14 protein-coding genes are annotated in these 17,937 nt (G+C 38.2%); 4 read left to right on the top strand and 10 right to left on the bottom strand.

What is annotated here, in order from left to right; all coding sequences use genetic code 11:
• Positions 1-610: 610 nt before the first annotated feature.
• Positions 611-1,252: a glycosyltransferase gene (locus tag MKX49_RS10935; protein WP_340876458.1), complete on the top strand. Its 642-nt coding sequence runs from the start codon at positions 611-613 to the stop codon at positions 1,250-1,252.
• 565 nt (positions 1,253-1,817) lie between these two features.
• Here the strand turns inward: MKX49_RS10935 and MKX49_RS10930 are convergent.
• On the bottom strand, positions 1,818-2,528 hold the full coding sequence (locus MKX49_RS10930) for an exosporium leader peptide (protein WP_340876457.1): 711 nt from the start codon (positions 2,526-2,528) through the stop codon (positions 1,818-1,820).
• Positions 2,521-2,742: a hypothetical protein gene (locus tag MKX49_RS10925; protein ID WP_340876456.1), complete on the bottom strand. Its 222-nt coding sequence runs from the start codon at positions 2,740-2,742 to the stop codon at positions 2,521-2,523. Before MKX49_RS10925 ends, MKX49_RS10930 begins: the two co-directional genes overlap by 8 nt.
• A 1,272-nt stretch (positions 2,743-4,014) precedes the next feature.
• On the opposite strand from MKX49_RS10925, the gene MKX49_RS10920 reads away from it, so the two are divergent.
• From MKX49_RS10920 to MKX49_RS10910, 3 genes are all read left to right on the top strand, one after another.
• Positions 4,015-4,170 carry a hypothetical protein gene (locus MKX49_RS10920; protein ID WP_340876455.1) on the top strand — a complete coding sequence of 52 codons (156 nt, stop codon included), beginning with the start codon at positions 4,015-4,017 and terminating at the stop codon, positions 4,168-4,170.
• A gap of 222 nt (positions 4,171-4,392) precedes the next feature.
• A complete protein-coding gene (locus MKX49_RS10915; protein ID WP_340876454.1) occupies positions 4,393-5,391 on the top strand; it encodes an AAA family ATPase in 999 nt (332 codons plus the stop codon).
• Between the two features lie 498 nt (positions 5,392-5,889).
• Positions 5,890-7,137 carry a hypothetical protein gene (locus tag MKX49_RS10910; protein ID WP_340876453.1) on the top strand — a complete coding sequence of 416 codons (1,248 nt, stop codon included), beginning with the start codon at positions 5,890-5,892 and terminating at the stop codon, positions 7,135-7,137.
• A 549-nt stretch (positions 7,138-7,686) separates the two neighbouring features.
• On the opposite strand, the gene MKX49_RS10905 is transcribed toward MKX49_RS10910, so the two are convergent.
• The 8 genes from MKX49_RS10905 to MKX49_RS10870 form a co-directional block, all read right to left on the bottom strand.
• Entirely contained in the window at positions 7,687-8,025 is a 339-nt protein-coding gene (locus tag MKX49_RS10905; RefSeq protein WP_340876452.1) for a hypothetical protein, read from the bottom strand.
• 930 nt (positions 8,026-8,955) lie between these two features.
• Positions 8,956-9,933 (bottom strand): NAD(P)H-dependent flavin oxidoreductase, encoded by a 978-nt coding sequence (locus tag MKX49_RS10900; protein ID WP_340876450.1) that lies wholly within the window; start codon positions 9,931-9,933, stop codon positions 8,956-8,958.
• Between the two features lie 71 nt (positions 9,934-10,004).
• Entirely contained in the window at positions 10,005-11,894 is a 1,890-nt protein-coding gene (locus MKX49_RS10895) for a sigma-54-dependent Fis family transcriptional regulator (protein ID WP_340876449.1), read from the bottom strand.
• Between the two features lie 205 nt (positions 11,895-12,099).
• On the bottom strand, positions 12,100-12,876 hold the full coding sequence (locus MKX49_RS10890; protein ID WP_340876448.1) for an acetoin reductase: 777 nt from the start codon (positions 12,874-12,876) through the stop codon (positions 12,100-12,102).
• A gap of 19 nt (positions 12,877-12,895) precedes the next feature.
• Positions 12,896-14,278 carry a dihydrolipoyl dehydrogenase gene (gene lpdA / locus MKX49_RS10885; RefSeq protein ID WP_340876447.1) on the bottom strand — a complete coding sequence of 461 codons (1,383 nt, stop codon included), beginning with the start codon at positions 14,276-14,278 and terminating at the stop codon, positions 12,896-12,898.
• 16 nt (positions 14,279-14,294) lie between these two features.
• Entirely contained in the window at positions 14,295-15,515 is a 1,221-nt protein-coding gene (locus MKX49_RS10880; RefSeq protein WP_340876446.1) for a dihydrolipoamide acetyltransferase family protein, read from the bottom strand.
• A 104-nt stretch (positions 15,516-15,619) separates the two neighbouring features.
• Positions 15,620-16,654, bottom strand: coding sequence for an alpha-ketoacid dehydrogenase subunit beta (locus MKX49_RS10875; RefSeq protein ID WP_098936477.1), 1,035 nt, complete (start codon positions 16,652-16,654; stop codon positions 15,620-15,622).
• A gap of 21 nt (positions 16,655-16,675) precedes the next feature.
• Positions 16,676-17,668, bottom strand: coding sequence for a thiamine pyrophosphate-dependent dehydrogenase E1 component subunit alpha (locus tag MKX49_RS10870; protein WP_241591712.1), 993 nt, complete (start codon positions 17,666-17,668; stop codon positions 16,676-16,678).
• Between the last annotated feature and the right edge of the window lie 269 nt (positions 17,669-17,937).

Here is a 17,937-nt window from a genome sequence, read left to right as displayed (position 1 = left end):
AGGGTGGTCTGTTTATAGTAGTAGCTTCACTATACAGATAGTAATCATTTGAATGCCTATGTTCTTGTTAATCTGGCCCTTACAGAAGAAACCCCTGTAATCAAGCCTTTTGACTAAGGGAAATGGGAGACTTTCTGATTGCAACTTGCAAATTGATATTTAATTATCATTGCTTGGAGCACTGCACACATGCTGGAGCATAAGTCCTGCTGATATATTAAAAACATTTAATTTTTGCTGCTCTAAAAGAATGCTTAATAGTTTTGGTAAGACAATGTGATGAAGGGGGAGGAGGCGTTCTTATTTTCTACTTTCTCTATTAACTTGCTCCCATATTAAATTCACTAATTCTTTGCGTCTCATTCCTGAATTTTCAAGTAATTTAAACATTAATTCATCCTATTTAAAGCACCAATGCGACGTAGCTGTGTCTGTGTATTAATCATGATTGATGACCTGATTTTATACAAAACAGCTTACATTGGACGATGTGAGTCCATCTAATTCCAATTTAATATAAACATGGTAAGTACAAGCAATTTTATGCATATAAAATTCGCATATATCAATAATAAAAAGGAACTTTTTAACTTTGGAAGGAGATGGTTTTATGAAAAAATTATTGTTGATGGGATTTATTTTATTATTTCCTCTAAACATGGTGGCCGGAACAACTAGCGCATACGCTAAGCCACAGGAACAACGTATTAGCCAATCTGAGGTAAACTTCGAAAATGAATTCAGGAGACTTTGGATTGATCATGTATTATGGACAAGTAATTATATAACAAGTGCAACCACCGCTGGAGCGGAGGATCAAACACAGGTACTGGCTAGACTTCTAAAGAATCAGGAGGATATTGGTAATGCTGTAAAGCCAGTATACGGAGAGAAAGCTGGTAACAAACTTACGGATCTGCTTAAGGAGCATATTGTAATTGCGGGAAAGATTGTAGATGCGGCTAAAAGCGGAAATGATGCCTTGGTGAAACAGCTAAACAAAGAATGGTATAGAAATGCTGATGAAATAGCAGCTTTCCTTAGCGGTGCCAACCCCTATTTAAAAAATGAGGATCTAAAAAATTTGCTGTATATGCATCTGAAATTTGTGACAAATGATTTAACTGCAAGCTTAGCAAAAGAATGGAACGCTAGAATCATTGCAATTGACGAAGGGGTCACACATATAATCTTAATGGCAGATACTATCTCTGCGGGAGTTATAAAGCAGTTTCCGGATAAATTTAAATAATAATCTTAAGAATCCTCCAGCATTCTGTTGGAGGATTCTTTCATGTTGAGAGAGGAATTGATTATGTTTATATAACTGGTTCAATCAAATGCGCGCTGGTTGCGTAACTGCATTATTACACTGAACTGCACCGTTACTTTAAGAACATTCCTTCACAACCTCTTTTATAAAAGAGATTTCTTTAGCATCATGCCAGAGCATTATGAACGCTTTAATGACAACTGAAGAAAGGTAAATTTCACTTTTCGAATTATTAAGGGTATGGGGATATTTCTCATTAGTTAAAAATCAGTGGAGTAGAAGCTAAAACAAATAATAAAGTAGAGTGATTAACGACACAAAAGTGTTGTTTTTCATTCGATTAACAAAAATACAAATTTAATCCAAAGACAGCAGGTTTGTGTTTGTGTCACTAAATTAATAAACACAAATCTACTGTCTTTTTAATTTTTTGACATTATGACTCCACTAGTGTGTAACCAAAACCACCACGTTCAGTAAATCGGAAAAAGCCCACAACATTTAGGTTAGGGCTCTTCTTGCTCCTATTTAATGACTTTGGCAGCTAGTTGGCGATTTTTGTGACTACTAATGATGGATACCTATATGTTATATTGGCAGATGCAGTAATAACTCTAATACTTAGCCTATCGTTTGCGGATAATTGAAGTTGGATTGTTCTTCCTATCGTGTTTCTAGTTTCAACTTGCGATGGTTGCCCGCCTGGACCCCCTGTAATTCGATTAAAGGATTCAAAAGTACTTTCAAGAACTGGGGTTGTGTCATTGATGAATAACCTGAACTGCACTTCGGTATTAAACGTTAAGTTAGAAGCATTAATTAGTCTAGCTGTTAAATCCATGCTAATCTCATATACCCCAGCAGTCAGAACCTCAATATCAGTATAAGGTCCAAGACCAGGAGGAAAAGGAGCTGTTCCTAATAACGGCCCAGGAGTTGTGAAAACAACCTTCTGCCCCAGAGTAGGGGGATTTACCGTAGACACTGTGACAAAATTTCCAGACGGATCGTACAGTGATCCATAAGCCAAAGCACCCCCTGGGCCTGGAGGTCCTGGAGGTCCTGGAAGTCCTTGAAACCCTTGAGGTCCTGGAGGTCCTTGAGGTCCTCGAGGACCTTGTTCACAATCCTTACATTTTTTATGATCGTTTTTATTGACGAAATCATCTTTTTTATTAAAGAAATCATCTTTTTTACACTTATAGGTCGTGTCAACAAATCTACGACCTTGAATTGGAATATCTATTTTACTCACCCTTTTTCTCATTGTTCACTTTCCGAAAAGTCGAGCAATGAAGCTTTTTTTCTGTTTTTTCTGTTTCTGCTTTAATAGTTTCTATTTCCTCTTTAGCAGAGGATACAAGGGGTCCTATACGTAGTTTTACAGTAAGTGACGGAGATCTATAAGAAACACTTCCACTCACATTTTGAATAAACACAAACACTTTTTCTCCTGCATTTAATTCCACTTGGACGGTCTTACCTATAGTGTTAAACCATGAAGGTTCTCCAGTTTGACATGTCAATCCTGTTACGATTTCGAAAGAGGAACCTGAAATGGGCCCTATGACACTTCATTTAATCGTGAATAATGAAGTTTCAAGTTCATTAGTAACACAAGGTCGGCACTTATTTCATAGACACCACTTAGAGAGACAGTGATCTCATTTGTTTCCGGATTCGGGATTGTATTTAAACTGAATCCTCGGAAATCAAAATCTTATGACAAAATTCCCAGACGGATTTGTACAATGATTAAGCCAAAGCACCCCCTGGTTCTTGAGGTCCTGTTTTCCGCAGTGTGATTCTTTGCAACAATTATTATCGTAATCGGCCAAGTTAATCACTCCCTTTCTACACTATATATGCCGATATAAAAAAAGGCTTGGATTTTTAAGTTTGTTTTTTTAAAAATAAGGATCTATTTAAAGTTATATTGAATGGGTACAATTAAGAATGATAGCTGAATATCGTTTGGGCAAGTTATTTTAAAGAAGAAGCTGGAATATCGATTTATCAACGTTATGTATATACTGAACATAAAAAACCTATAAATGTGCTTGTTGAAACACCATGAAAATTAACTTCAGGGGAAAAAAGCAATACAGAAGAAGACGCAGTTCATTTGTAAAAGGGGAGAGCGCCTTATATATGGAATCGGATTGGTTAACTGAATTAAGAAGCCTCCGGTTCTGCCAATGTAACCGTGTAGCTTAAACTTACAAGTCTTCCAAGCGAATTCCGAACAATGGATTGTTGCAACTGAGAAATATGATTTTCGTAAAAGAAAGTATTGTCGAATCCCGTTGCGTGTGGAAAATCATGGATTTCTAAATCTGAATCACCCTGGGGTATATTTGAAAAGTTTAGATTCATGAATAGGATATTTGTAAAGATTTGTGAATTATTTCGGGAATAAGGAAATGAATCAAATAATAAACGGTTCAACAAGGATATTTATCAATTAGATAATAATTTTAAAAAGAAAGACTTGACAGGAATTTAGAATTAATCATAAAAGGAAAATAGAGAAGCTAAAACATTCGTAAAAATGATTTTCCGTATGGATGTCTATATATCAGGGGTAGACGTTGTTAAAAATGTTTAATAGATGAGGGGCGGTAGTCATGGTTGACTAATGACACAAAAGGGTGGACTTTGAAATTCCTTTTCTCTTAATGAAATTTAAATTAAAGACAATACTTTAGTGTCATTGAGAAGTCGACACAAAAGTGTTGTCTTTGTTTATTGTTGACACAAAAGTGTTGCCTTTGAGGATTGATGAAGAAAGCAAAGTTGTAATCGAGCATGCAAGCATTACTCGTGCTATTGAATTTGCAATTGAACAACCATCAGATTTTGTGATTATTGAAATGATTATTCGTCAAAACTTCTAAAATTTCGGAAGTTTTGTGTAGAAATTATTTTTTGGTTAAAAATCACCACCGAAATTTATGATCACCTTCATCTGATTGTTTCTAACAGTTAGGTGTGTTGAAAATGAATAATAATTATTTGAATAATTTGATTTTAAAGTTAATTCATACCATTTTTTGATATATAATGAAGTTGTTCGACTTTTATTTATCAATTTTTTCTAAAAAGAATGGAGTGGCTTAATGAAACTACATAGTTTACGTATTCAGGGGTTGAGAAAACATTTTGATATTACGATTAAATTCGGCTCTAGTACATTTTTAATTGGAGCAAACAATATTGGAAAAAGTACTGTTTTCAAAGCATTAGAATATCTTTTAACAGATATAAAAAAAATTGATGCAGACGATGAGTTCTTTAGTATCCTTAATTCCGAAAACACCAGTAATGTAAGATTGAGCGACAAAATAATTTTAACTGCTGAATTTAGGGATTGTCCCGAAGAATCAAGGGAATGGCGAGGTCTTAAAGGGAGAGTATTTAGATATGATAATTCGAATTGCCCAGATGAGACGGGGTATAGGATATATTATAGAAAAACGTTTGAAAAAGGTTTGAATGTCAAAATTGAAATGAAACAAGTAAAAAGGGTTTTAAAAGACTGTTTTGCGACCTGTAGGACGTTGGACCAATATATTGAGAATGGATTGAGTGAAGAACTAGTTGACGAGACATTTGACGGTGTAAATAGGGGACGAAACTTAAACGCAACACAAAGAACTTTAATAGAATCTTTTGAAGAATTATATGATCTAATTGAGACTGGAGAAGAAGAATGGTTTACAAACCCAGGTGGTATCCCAGGGGTTGTTCTATCCCGATTACCTAATTTCTTATTGATTCCTGCTCAAGATAAAATTGATGAATTATCTGGTACCAGTGGAGCATTAACTAAAACATTAAATAGTTTGTTTGAGGAAGTTAGAAATGCCTCATCCCATTTTCAAGAGGCGCAAAGACATCTTGCTTTACTTGAACTAGAATTAGACCCTGGAGATGAGACAAAAGAATTCGGTAGAATGATGAATGAATTAAATAACATTTTAGACGGAGTGTTCCCTAATACTAAATTACACGCTGCAGCTAACCTTTCAGATGCTAATAAAAGTATTAGACCGGTTTTTGATGTTAGAATGAGTAACTGTAATCCCTGCCTTTATGCTCTTTCATATATAATATGAAGAATGAGTGTGGAGGGGCTTTCTCAAGCTATATCCGTTGACAATCAGAAACAAAAAAAGAAACATCTGTGATTTCTTCGAACTGGATTTAAAAAAGGATCAAGAGATAATAGAATCCCTTTATTATTATTTATCAACAAATTTGCAAGACAGTCATAAGTTTGCAGTTTTTATAATAAATATATACTTATCAATAATTCTTTTTGAGAGATATAGATTAATCTTTAACTCTTTCAGGAGTAACCTCGAAAAAGAGCAATACACAGACCTAAATGAAGTCCTTAACGAAAAGATTAATATACTATTTATTTTAAATAAAAGAGAAGCACACTTTATAGGCAAATATAAGATAGTTTTATAAACACCAAAGAAATTATTTCTGAGCCAAAACTAGCTTTTGTTATGATTACAAATATTTTCAAATAAAGTAAATATTTTCAATTATTAATTTTTGAGTTATAATTGTTTACGTTAACCAAGTTATGAGGGGGTTCTGGTGTGACTGAGGAAAAGTATGAATTAGAAATAATCCCTAAAGCTGAATTACAACTAGACCCAAATCACGAAATTATAGAAGAATCCGGGGTAAAAAATTATTTAAGCAGAATTAGGCCTGCATGGCATGCAAAGCAATTGGTTCAACGGACAATGAGAATTTTACCCGTAGACCCTAGCAGCGCGTGTCAGAGAATCTTTAATGCAAGTATTCATGATCTGCGGGAAAAAATAATCATGGCAGGTATAGATATTGCTCAGGAAGCTGCAAGAAATAATAAATTACCCAACATCTCTAGTGACGAAGATATCCTGGAAAGGTACGATACAGGAAAACTAATAACATTAGCTTACAGAATGGGTTTATTGTCCAGGCCTGAATATCGTCGAATCTGCAGAGTATATGACATACGTAAGGATCTTGAACACGAGGATGATGAATATGAAGCAGGAGTGGAAGATGTAGTTTACATTTTTAAAACTTGTATCGATGTAATTCTTGCTAATGATCCTGTCCAAATTATTAAACTAACGGAGATCAAATCCATTGTCGAGTCGCCTAATCCAGTTACAATTGACCGCGCAGTAATTGAAGATTATAAGCAGGCTCCAGATCCAAGACAAACAGAAATTTATCAATTTTTAATAAGTACTTCACTCGATAGTAAACATGCCGATATAGTAAGACAAAATTGCTACAATGCATTAGGAAGTATAAGAGCATTTACCAATCGAAATACCACTTTAGAAGCTGCGCAACACTTTGTTGAAAAAAGATTAGGTAGAAGGCCACCATTGCTAAGTGAAATGAGAGTGGCTAATGTATCTGGCATACTTCCTTATTTAAGAACAGCACATGTAAATGGCTTTTACAAAAGCTATTTAGAAAGACTTGAGTCCACCGGTTATCATTGGGATAATAACGATAAACATGGTGAACTGTTGAGGGATTTAAAAGAAGTTAGTGGAACTATCCATTGTAGTGAGGAAATTATTAAAGATGATATCATTGAATGGCTAATTATGTGCTATTTAGGTGAACCTGGAGGTTATGGATACCACGGAAGACACAGACCTGTTTTTTATAGCAATTCTGGAGCTCCGTTAGCTTTTGAAATTATTCAAGAAGATTCGAATATAACATTACAAGATATCAATAGGATTAAAGGCAAAAGTCATGAAATAAAAAAACAGATATCTAATAAATACGTAATGAGAAGGTTTCAAGAAATATTGGATATATATTCTTAATTAGTGTAGATATTAATATCATAGTTCAAACCAACTACAAATCGTAGTTGGTTTTTTATTTTGGATAAAAATCATATTTCAGCAGAGTGAAATGAAAGTCAGGTGTCGGTAGACATTAAAGGAAAGAATCATTTTTATTAAACATTTTTCTAGTTTACATAATATATATTATAGGAAGTTGTATTTTTAATGTTTATTTTGTCTCATATCTTAAGAATACTTAACTTAGTGAGACGAGATGCAGATTTTTTATATTTAATCATTGCCATTATTTATCTATAATTTTTTTATTAATTAGTCATTGTTAACTTATACTTTAAAACGTAAATAAATATTGTTCCAATTAAAATGATTGATCTTCAATTAAAAATTCGGTTTAAATTCGCAATAAGATTTGGATTTAAGCTAATTTCACATCAGTTACGGTCATTAAAGTTTTCTTGATTTATATATTGAATTTTAATTTATCTGCTAATTGTTAACATATTTCGTTTTCAGTCATTTTTATGCTATAAATCGGATTATTCAATTAGTATTTATCATCCTTAGTCATTTCACTCTAAGGATCTCTAATTGCTTGGTTGTGGTAATTAAATCTATTTTATTATTTTCCTTCATGTATAAAACTGAACTTTTCCCCTTTTTCCATCCATTCGCTTTAAGGGCCATTGCATATCCAAATGGAATGCGGTCTTCTTCAGAAGCCCTTGACCATTCATATCTATTCCCTTGTTCATTTAACTGAACCAATTCAGCATTTTTAGGTACAGGGAATTCATTTAAATCTTCTGTAGCTGTGTATAAAGATATAGAAATTGAGTAATAAATGATTGCCCCTCCTATTAAAAAAGCAGCTAGGGTAAATGCACAACTAATCTTTTTCTTCATATTGCTCCCTCCTTTCCTAAAGACCTATTATCGTCATCTAATAATTCTGCAGTAATCTAAATACCCTTGATTTATTTACATATTTTTCATTTTTATTATTCTTATATATAAATTAAATGGATAAATGAAAAAAATCACGGGTTAACACTCAATAAAAATTATATAAATATAATTTATCTCAATGACAATTCAATAGGTTTTTTATCATGAAAGTTCCGCTTTCTACCTGAAATTGATGATAGATCCTCCATTTGGCCACATAATCTCCTATAAGCTTTCTTAATTAACCCCATAGCAGCCTATAGCATGAATAACCTTTAAAAAATGTTTTAAACTTAATGATGCTCAATCCGCCATCGAGTTTTGATGTACAATAACAAGCATTGACCGCTTTCATATGTGCAGCAAACATGCAGTGAATCAATAGGAAGCTCCCAAGGGTTATAAGGCAAATCAAATTTGTTTAGAGCCACACCTACTTTCAGCAATCAGTTCTTGTTTCTCATGAGTGAAATAAAATCGTAAAAGTCGATTTTGCATTTCATATAAAAAGGTTTAAAAGTTTCAGGAATTAAATATGCCAGAAGAAATTAGAATGGTTTTAAGATCTCAAGCTTTATTTGATTTAGCTGAATAAAAATGTTATGTAAACACTCACGAAATGTTAATTACCTTTTTCTTTGGTTTTTTACTTGTGAAAGTCTTTATTAAGAAGTTGCTTAAAGTTAGTTAGCAAGTAATTGATCGGCTATGTAGCTTTTTTCTATTGAATTGGCCTTTCTCGTTAGAGTTATAAATCATTCTTCTGTTATAAATAACGGTCATGCATTTTTGAAAAAGTCTATTCTTGACCACCTATGGAACTTTATGTTTAATAGATAAAAAAAGGAACACGAAATCACTATTGATCGCATGTTCCAGTTAGGTTATTTATGTTCGAATGGATTCGATACGGCTTTGGATGAATTCGAACGAGTTTTTTGCTTCTTGGACGATTTGTTTGATCAGTTCATTGACGGTCAATATTTCTTTTATGAGTCCTACGGATTGACCGCATGACCAGATGCCTCCGTCTAAATTTCCTTCAAAGTAAACTTCCTTGCTTCTTTGTCCCGTAATTAGCGGAATCAATTCCTCTATAGTGGCACCTTCATTTTCAAGTTTGTCCACTTCTTTACTGACGGCATTTAATGCTACACGCGAAGGACTGCCTATATTCCGTTGGATGACGACCGTATCCGTTTCATTGGCCGATACCATCCACTGCTTCACGTTTTCATGAATCGGTGCTTCTTGCGTTGCCATAAAGCGAGTCCCCATGACGATACCTTCAGCACCGAGTGATAAGGCGCTGATAAGGCCCCTCCCATCCGAAAATCCCCCTCCAGCTATTACTGGTATATTTACAGAGTCAACGGCTCTAGGGAGCATGACAAGCGTTCCTACATCCCCCATGCCTGGATGTCCGCCTGTTTCATTCCCGACAATAATAATGGCATCGACTCCTAATTTCTCTGCAGACACAGCGTTTTTGACGTTCGCTACCTTATGTAACACGGTAAAGTCGTGCTCTTTAAGTCTGGGCATTAAACTTTCTGGGCTTCGGCCACTCGTTTCAACAATTTTCACATCTTCCTCAATTAAAATATCGATGAACTCATCATTCGGGGTTGCCGTTTGACTTGGAAATAGGTTCAGGTTGACAGCAAAGGGTTTCTTGGTCAAAGTTTTCACTTTGCGTATTTCATCACGGAGACCCTCTGGTGTCACCTGTGTTTTCGAAGTGATGATACCAAGTCCCCCCGCTTCTGAAACAGCGGCTGCGAGCGGGGCTCGGCCAACTTGAAACATCCCGCCGCAAATAATCGGATATTCAATCCCCAATAATTCAGTCATTCTCGTTTTCATTTGCCATACCCCTTTCATTTTTAAAGGATTTCTATAAGTTTGCTTTTCTTACATAATGTACACACGCATGTCTATATACCATACTTATGGAGCCGCTTGTAAAATGTACTTCTTGGTATATCCATCAGCTTTGCTGCAGAAGTGACATTTCCTCTTGATTTTTGTAATGCCTCTATCATTAGATCCCGTTGAATTTTTTCACGGATCGTCAGTTCATTTCCCTTGATTCCTTTTTTACCACCAGGTTCCTCCCATGCAGGGAACTCATCATGCTGTGTAACCGGCTGTGAATGCATGGAATTCAACACTTTAACATAATCCAGAGGTCCTTCTGCTAGTAAGATGGTCAATCGCTGAAGTACATTCTGCAATTCTCTAATATTGCCTGGCCAATTGTACTCCTTTAAACGATTCAATAATTCTTCCGTTAATGGAATATTCCAACTATTCTTCGAACACAAGTAGTTGACCAGATAAGGAATATCTTCAATCCTTTCCCTTAAGGGAGGTACATGAATGGGGTAAACGTTCAACCGATAGTATAAATCCTTCCGAAATGAACCTTCATTGACAAGCTCTTCAAGATTACGGTGTGTTGCAGTGATAATGCGAATATCCAATGATATGCTTTTTGTGCCGCCGATCGGAACGATTTTTCTTTCCTGAAGAACACGCAGTAAGGCAACTTGCATCGCTTGAGGGATTTCACCGATTTCATCGAGAAAAATGGTTCCTCCATTTGCCTGCTCGAACTTCCCTTTGTGACCTTGCCGTTTAGCCCCTGTAAAAGCGCCATCAACATACCCGAATAATTCACTTTCCATTAAATCTTTAGGTATGGCTCCGCAATTTATCGTGACGAACGGTCCTTTTTTGCGCATGCCATTTTCATGAATAGCCATGGCAATAAGCTCTTTCCCGACACCTGTTTCACCGGATATATACACATTTGCTTCTGTCGGTGCAACAAGCTTCACTTTACGTAATGTGTTATGAAAGGATTCACTAATCCCCCTTTCCCCTTCGAAGGCAAATCTTTCTAAAGGCATTGAAGCAGGAAAAAGCCTATTGGCTTCACGACCATGATTCTCCGATAAGAATAAACACTTACCGGAAATCCTATTATCCTCTTTGGATAGAAGCGGATTTTCCTTTACGATTCGATATCCATGATTTAACAGATCGGCCAACGCCATACCAATGGATTGAGGAATTTTTTTGCGAACCTGTTTACTGGCGGAGATTATCATTTGTTTATGATTACATACGATAAAAGGCAAATCTGGATAGGTTTCTGCAAGTTCTATCGAGTGCTGGGTCAGTGCCAGCTCCTTTTTATAGGAACGCATTCCCATTTCCTGTTCGATCGTATACGCCAAATTGGCTACCATCCCCAGCATGGAGGGATGGAAATATTCTACTGGACATGATATATCCAAAACTCCCAATATCTTACCGTCTTCATTTAATATGGGCATCGCAGAGCAACTCCATTTGTGCGAGGCAATCGAATAGTGCTCGGTACCTTGGATCATTACGGCTTCACCCGTTTTCAAAGCTGTTCCAATTGCGTTCGTTCCGACCTCACCCTCCGTCCAGCATACGCCCTCCACAAAATTTATTTTTCCTGCCTCATCGAGGATTTTCTCGTTTCCGGAAAGTGAAAGGACATACCCATCCGGATCGACCAATAAAGCCATCATTCCAGATTCTTTTATCGATTGATTCATCCTGGATAATTGGGGTGATGCCACTTCTAATAGGAAGGAGTTTTTTTCTCTTTGAATGTCCAATAATTCATTCGTCAAAATATGTTTGCCTTTATTAAGGTATGGGTTGACTTGATCTTTTTTGCAGCGATACCAGGATTCCATTATTCGCTTGTTCAGACGATTTGAATCGAGAACCCCTTCACTGACAAAGCGTTCCCATGTACGTAGATAACAACTGGTGGATAGCATATAATCCTCCTCTAATCATTTGGTTTGAACCTTCATTTGACCAGTCAATCTAGAGGAAAAATACCATGGAGTAATAAAATAGGATGTTATTCGAGGTCTTTTTAATTATAGTAGATTATGTATTCGCTTACAATATATAGATTGAGTTTACAAAAAAGCATCATGTGATCATTCACATGATGCTTCTCCATTTAAACAATAAAGTTTATGAAAAAATAACTCCTCCATCAATCATGATGGATTGACCTGTCATATAATCCGAATCCGGTGAAGCAAGGTAAGAGACGAATTTCGCCACATCTTCTGGGGTTTCGGAGCGTCCTAAGGTTATGGAATCTATAAACTTTTTAAATGTTTCCCCTTTAGCAAGATTCATATATTGACCCATTTTTTCATCGATTAAATCCCACATTTGCGTCCCGACTATTCCTGGACAGTAGGCATTCACCGTAATGCCAAACTGGGCCAATTCCTGTGCAGCCGCTTGTGTTATTCCTCTTACGGCAAATTTCGTGGCCGAGTATGTACCTAGTAAGCTAAATCCTTTATAACTGGCGATGCTGGCAGCACTTATGATTTTCCCGCCTTCTTGCTTTTTCATTTGTTCTGCCGCGGCTTGCAGGCAAAAGAGGACACCATTTACATTTATTTTGAAAATCTGTTCAAGATCTTCTTGAGTTACTTCCAATAGAGGCTTTATTTGTGCAATTCCTGCATTTGAAACCATAACATCCAGTTGTCCAAAACGTTCCACAATTTGATTCACCATTTCGAATACTTCCCGCCTATTGCTTACATCCGCTTTAACGGCAAAGCTTTCACGTCCAAGTTCCCTAATCTCCTTCACGACCGATTCAGCCGTATCCAGATTGACGTCATTAATGACCACATTCAATCCATCTTGAGCTAATCTTAAAGCAATGGCACGTCCGATACCACGACCTGCACCAGTGACTATCGCCGTCCGTTGACCGCTAGCCATACAAATTCCCCCTTCAGTTTTAGCAATGCACAGCTTGACCTACAACATTTAAAAGAGCTTCATGTATGGATTCCGACAAGGTTGGATGCGCCGCCACTAAATCTTCCATCATATCTGCCGTTATTTCTGCATGCAGCATGATCGTTCCTTGTCCAATCAATTCTGTTGCATGCTGACCAACAATGGAAAAACCTAGAATTTCATTATATTGTGGATTCACTAGGACTTTGACCTTTCCTACCGGTTTATTAGAAAGGACAGCTTTCCCATTTGCCGAAAAAGCGAATTCACCTACTTTTATTTCACCATATTTTTGACGCGCTTCTTTTTCGGTCAAGCCTACACTGGCAATCTCGGGGGAGGTATAAATGCAGCGAGGGATTGCCCGGTAATTCACTTGTGCAAATTGACCGCAGGCATTCAGGGCCGCCACACGCCCTTCATGAAAAGCTACATGGGCAAGTTGGATGCCCCCTATCACATCACCGCAGGCATAAATCGATGGATTGCTTGTTTGCATTCGATCATCCACCGAGATGCCAAGTCGGGAAAAATCAATATCGTTTTCCTCTAAGCCTATTCCGTTCACTCTTGGTCTTCTCCCTATAGATACGAGTACGTAATCAGCTTGCATTTCTTCCAATTTGCCATCGCTATTCTCTAAATATACCGTTTTACTGCTTGCGTTGATGTTTTTGACAGCTGTGGAGGTATGGACCGTAACGCCTTGGTTTTTCAATTCTTCATGCAGTATGCTCGTGATATCCTCATCTTCCCCTGGAAGCAGCTTTTCCCCCATTTCGATAACGGTAACATCGGTGCCCATCCTGCTATAAATGCTGGCAAATTCACATCCGATGACGCCCCCTCCGACAATTAGCAGGGAATCGGGAATGGCAGGAAGTGACATGGCATGACCACTGTGAATGATCCATTCACCATCAAACGGCGCAAAAGGTAGTGGAATCGGTTCAGAACCCGTTGAAATGATGATCTTACTTGCATCAATCACTTCATTTTTATTTCCGTTCTCGATCCGCAGTCGATTGCTTGAAAGGATAGAAGCTCTGCCCTGTATAACTTTTATTTTATTCTTACCCATTAAATATCGAATGCCGTTCACTAGTTTAAAGATGACCTCTCTTTTTCGTTCCTGTACGGTATCCCAATCGACTTCAATCAAATGGGGGGAAAGGCGAATTCCCATTTGCCCGGCATTTTTCACCAAGTCATACGTATCGGCACTTTTCAATAATGATTTCGTTGGCATGCAGCCTTCGTTTAAACAGGTTCCGCCCAATGGCCCATCGACTACCAATATGACCTCCTTATCCTGCTGGGCAGCAGTGATTGCCGCTACATACCCTGCAGGACCACCGCCTATAATAACTATACGATTCAAGGCTTTCCCTCCTTTTCTATAAAATAACGGTGATCGGCTCTTCTAAATACCGTTTTAGTGTTTGTAAAAAGGCAGCAGCGGGTGCTCCGTCCAGTACACGGTGATCAAAAGTTAAACTGAGTGGCAAGATCGTTCTCCTCTCCAATTCTTCACCAATATAAAGCGGGGTATCGTAAGCAGAGCCAATTCCAAGTATCCCCGTTTCCGGAGTATTGAGAATGGGTGTAAAATGCTCAACGCCAAATGCCCCGAGGTTACTGATTGTAAAAGTGGACCCTTGCATGTCTTCAATTGGCAATTGACCGTCACGTGCACACCGGGCCAACTCCTTCCCCTTATTCGATAACTGTCTTAGGGTACAATTTTCGGCATTTCTTATGACGGGAACCACTAGTCCATTCTCCAATGCCACCGCTAATCCAAGATGGATATGCTCATACAAAATGATGTTATCTTCAATATAGGCACTATTCATTTTAGGGTGCTCTTTAAGTGAAAGCACGACAGCCTTGGCAACAAAGTCCGTTATAGTCAATTTAGTTGAGTCATGTTTTTGCAGCGTTTCTGTAGCCTGTTTTTGCAAAATGACTAGATCAGTGACATCAACTTTCATCGTTAGCGTTAATTGGGCACTGCTTTGCAAACTCTCTTTCATACGTTTGGCAATGATGTTCCTCATTCCCATAACAGGAATCTGCTGCTGACTCTCTAAAGCAGGTTGGGGCGGAACTATTCTTTTTTCTGTATTTACCGGGATGGAATCTCTTTTCTCAATTACTTTCTGGACATCTTCTTTAGTGATTCTTCCTCCTGGCCCGGTGCCTTGAATCTTCTCAATGTCAAGATTCGCTGCCTGTGCCATTTTTCGTGCAACCGGAGTGATCATCAATCGATCTCCCATGGGCAAAGTGGGGGACTCTTTTGTTTTCGGCTTTTCTTGTTCATCAATTTTCAACTGGGTCTCTACAGCAACAGGTTCATCGATCTTTATTTTTTCATTCGGATCTCCGATATGACAGATAACGGTTCCTGGAGGTACTCCTTGTCCTTCTTGAACAGCTATATTCAGAATCGTACCTTCCGCTGGAGATTCAATATCCATTTCTATTTTCTCTGAATTGATGCTGGCTATTGCTTCACCTTTTTCGACTGGATCCCCAACAGCCTTACTCCATAACGAAACAGTGCCTTCTTTCATTGCCATGCCCAATTTCGGCATTACCACTTCGACAGCCATATCTTATTTCTCCCTTCAGAATGGTTTGTTTGTCCATCATTGGTTTTGTTGCTCCAACTTTTGCAGTTCAATGCGAAGAAGCTGGAGCATGCATCTGGATTTATTTACACTCCTAGAATGGAAGGTTCCCCTAATAATTCTGAAACGGCTTGTATCACTTTTTCTGATGTAGGAAGGTAAATATCTTCAAGCGGTGGAGAAAAAGGGACAGGTGTATGTGGTGCCGTAATCCTCTTAATTGGCGCATCGAGCGTATCAAACCCCTTATCCGCTACCAGTGCGGCAATATCCGTTGCGACGCTGCATCTTGGGTTCGCTTCATCGATCACGATCAAACGATTTGTTTTTGCCACAGAGGAGAGAATCGATTCTTCATCCAGTGGTGACAAGCTCCGCGGATCGACAATCTCAACTTCAATGCCTTTAGCTGTGAGTTTTTCAGCAGCCTCCATCGCGGTGTGAACTTGTTTACCGATGGCAACGATTGTCAAATCCGAGCCTTTCCTTTTCATTTCAGCTTTACCGATTGGAATTGTATAGTAGCCTTCCGGAACCTCCCCTACCATGTTGTATAGCGTTTTATCTTCAAAAAAGATGACGGGGTCATTATCTTCAATGGCTGAAAGTAAGAGCCCTTTTGCGTCATAGGGGGATGAGGGAACGACGACCTTCAATCCAGGAATGCTGGTGAACAAGGCATAAAGGCTTTGTGAATGCTGAGCTGCAGCCCTGAACCCTGCACCATGCATCGTACGGATCGTCACGGGAACCTGTGCTTTACCGCCAAACATATAGCGGAACTTCGCACCTTGATTCAATACTTCATCCAAACAGCTGCCAATGAAATCGTTGAACATTAACTCGGCAATCGGTCGCAAGCCTGTCGAAGCAGCTGCCATGGCCGCTCCCATATATCCTGCTTCCGCAATGGGTGTATCAAGAATTCTATCCCGGCCAAACTCTTGAACCAATCCTTTCGTGACACCTAAAACACCCCCCCATGCTTCGTCATCCTGCAAATGATCGACCTCTGCACCGCCGGCTACATCTTCTCCCATAAGGATGACATTTTCATCTTTTCTCATTGCCATGGCCATTGCTTCATTTATTGCCTGTGACATACTGATTTTTCTACTCATCTCAATTCCTCCTTTTATAGTTTAATAAGATACATAAACATCGTTTAATAAATCGGATGCCTCTGGATACGGGCTATCTTCACTGAACTTGACTGCTTGTTTAATAGATTCCTCAACGGCATTCTCAAGAGAAATCAGTTCTTTTTCCGCCAGCAGATTCTGATTCAGCAAGTAATTCCTAAATAGGGCAATCGCATCTTTCTCTTGTTTATGCTCCTTTTTGTCTTGTTCCTTTTTATACTTCTGTGCATCTCCCTCGAAGTGGCCATAATTACGATAAGTAACGCATTCGATCAATGATGGCCCTTCTCCCCTGCGAGCCCTCTGAACGGCTTCTTCAGCAGCCTTATACACAGCCAATACATCTTTCCCATCCACACGGACACCCGGGATATTGTAGCTTATCGCACGATCGGCTATCGTTTTACAGCTAGAAGCATAGTTGAAAGGCGTGGCTTCCCCATACCCATTATTTTCAGCGATGAATATTACTGGTAGCTTCCAGATTGCCGCCAGATTTATCCCTTCATGGAATGTCCCATGATTATTGGCACCATCACCAAAAAAACATACACTAACGTGATCGGTCTTTTTATATTTGGCAGTTAATGCTGCACCGCATGCGAGCGGAAAGCCTCCACCGACTATCCCGTTTGCACCTAACATCCCTTTATCCAAATCGGCAATATGCATGGAACCGCCTTTTCCTTTGCAAAGCCCGGTCACTTTCCCATAGATTTCAGCCATCATCCCGTTTAGGTCGCATTCTTTTGCAATACAGTGGCCATGGCCTCTGTGGGTGCTTGTAATGCTGTCCTTTTCGGATAGGTGGGCACATACACCAACAGCAACCGCTTCTTCCCCTGCATATAAATGGACAAACCCAGGTAAAATCCCTTTTGCAAAAGATTCATGAACTTGGTCTTCGAATTTTCTGATCTCCAGCATTTTCTTGTACATCCAATAAGCTTTGTCCTGTGATAACTTTATTTCATTCGATTGAACCGTTTCCATTTTTCAGCCCCCAATCAGTAATAGCGAGTCAATCTTATATAGTGCAATTGCCGTGCCAAAATGGGCGGCGATAAAATTAGGACTTTAACTATTTTCAGCAGAAACAAAACGAGACAAAATGAGATTGCTGTCTCGTTTTGTCTCGTTTTGTTTAAAATATACGATCCGAATTCACTTATAGCTGAAGTTCAAAGATGGTTTGAATGTGGAAAGCAGCTGCTTAAGCTTAAGGAATAAGCTCTTTTTGCACCTTTTAATTAGGTTTCAGT

It is taken from the genome of Peribacillus sp. FSL M8-0224 (assembly GCF_038003055.1).
Classification (GTDB): Bacteria; Bacillota; Bacilli; order Bacillales; family DSM-1321; genus Peribacillus; species Peribacillus frigoritolerans.
This window is presented reverse-complemented; position numbering and strand designations above follow the sequence as displayed.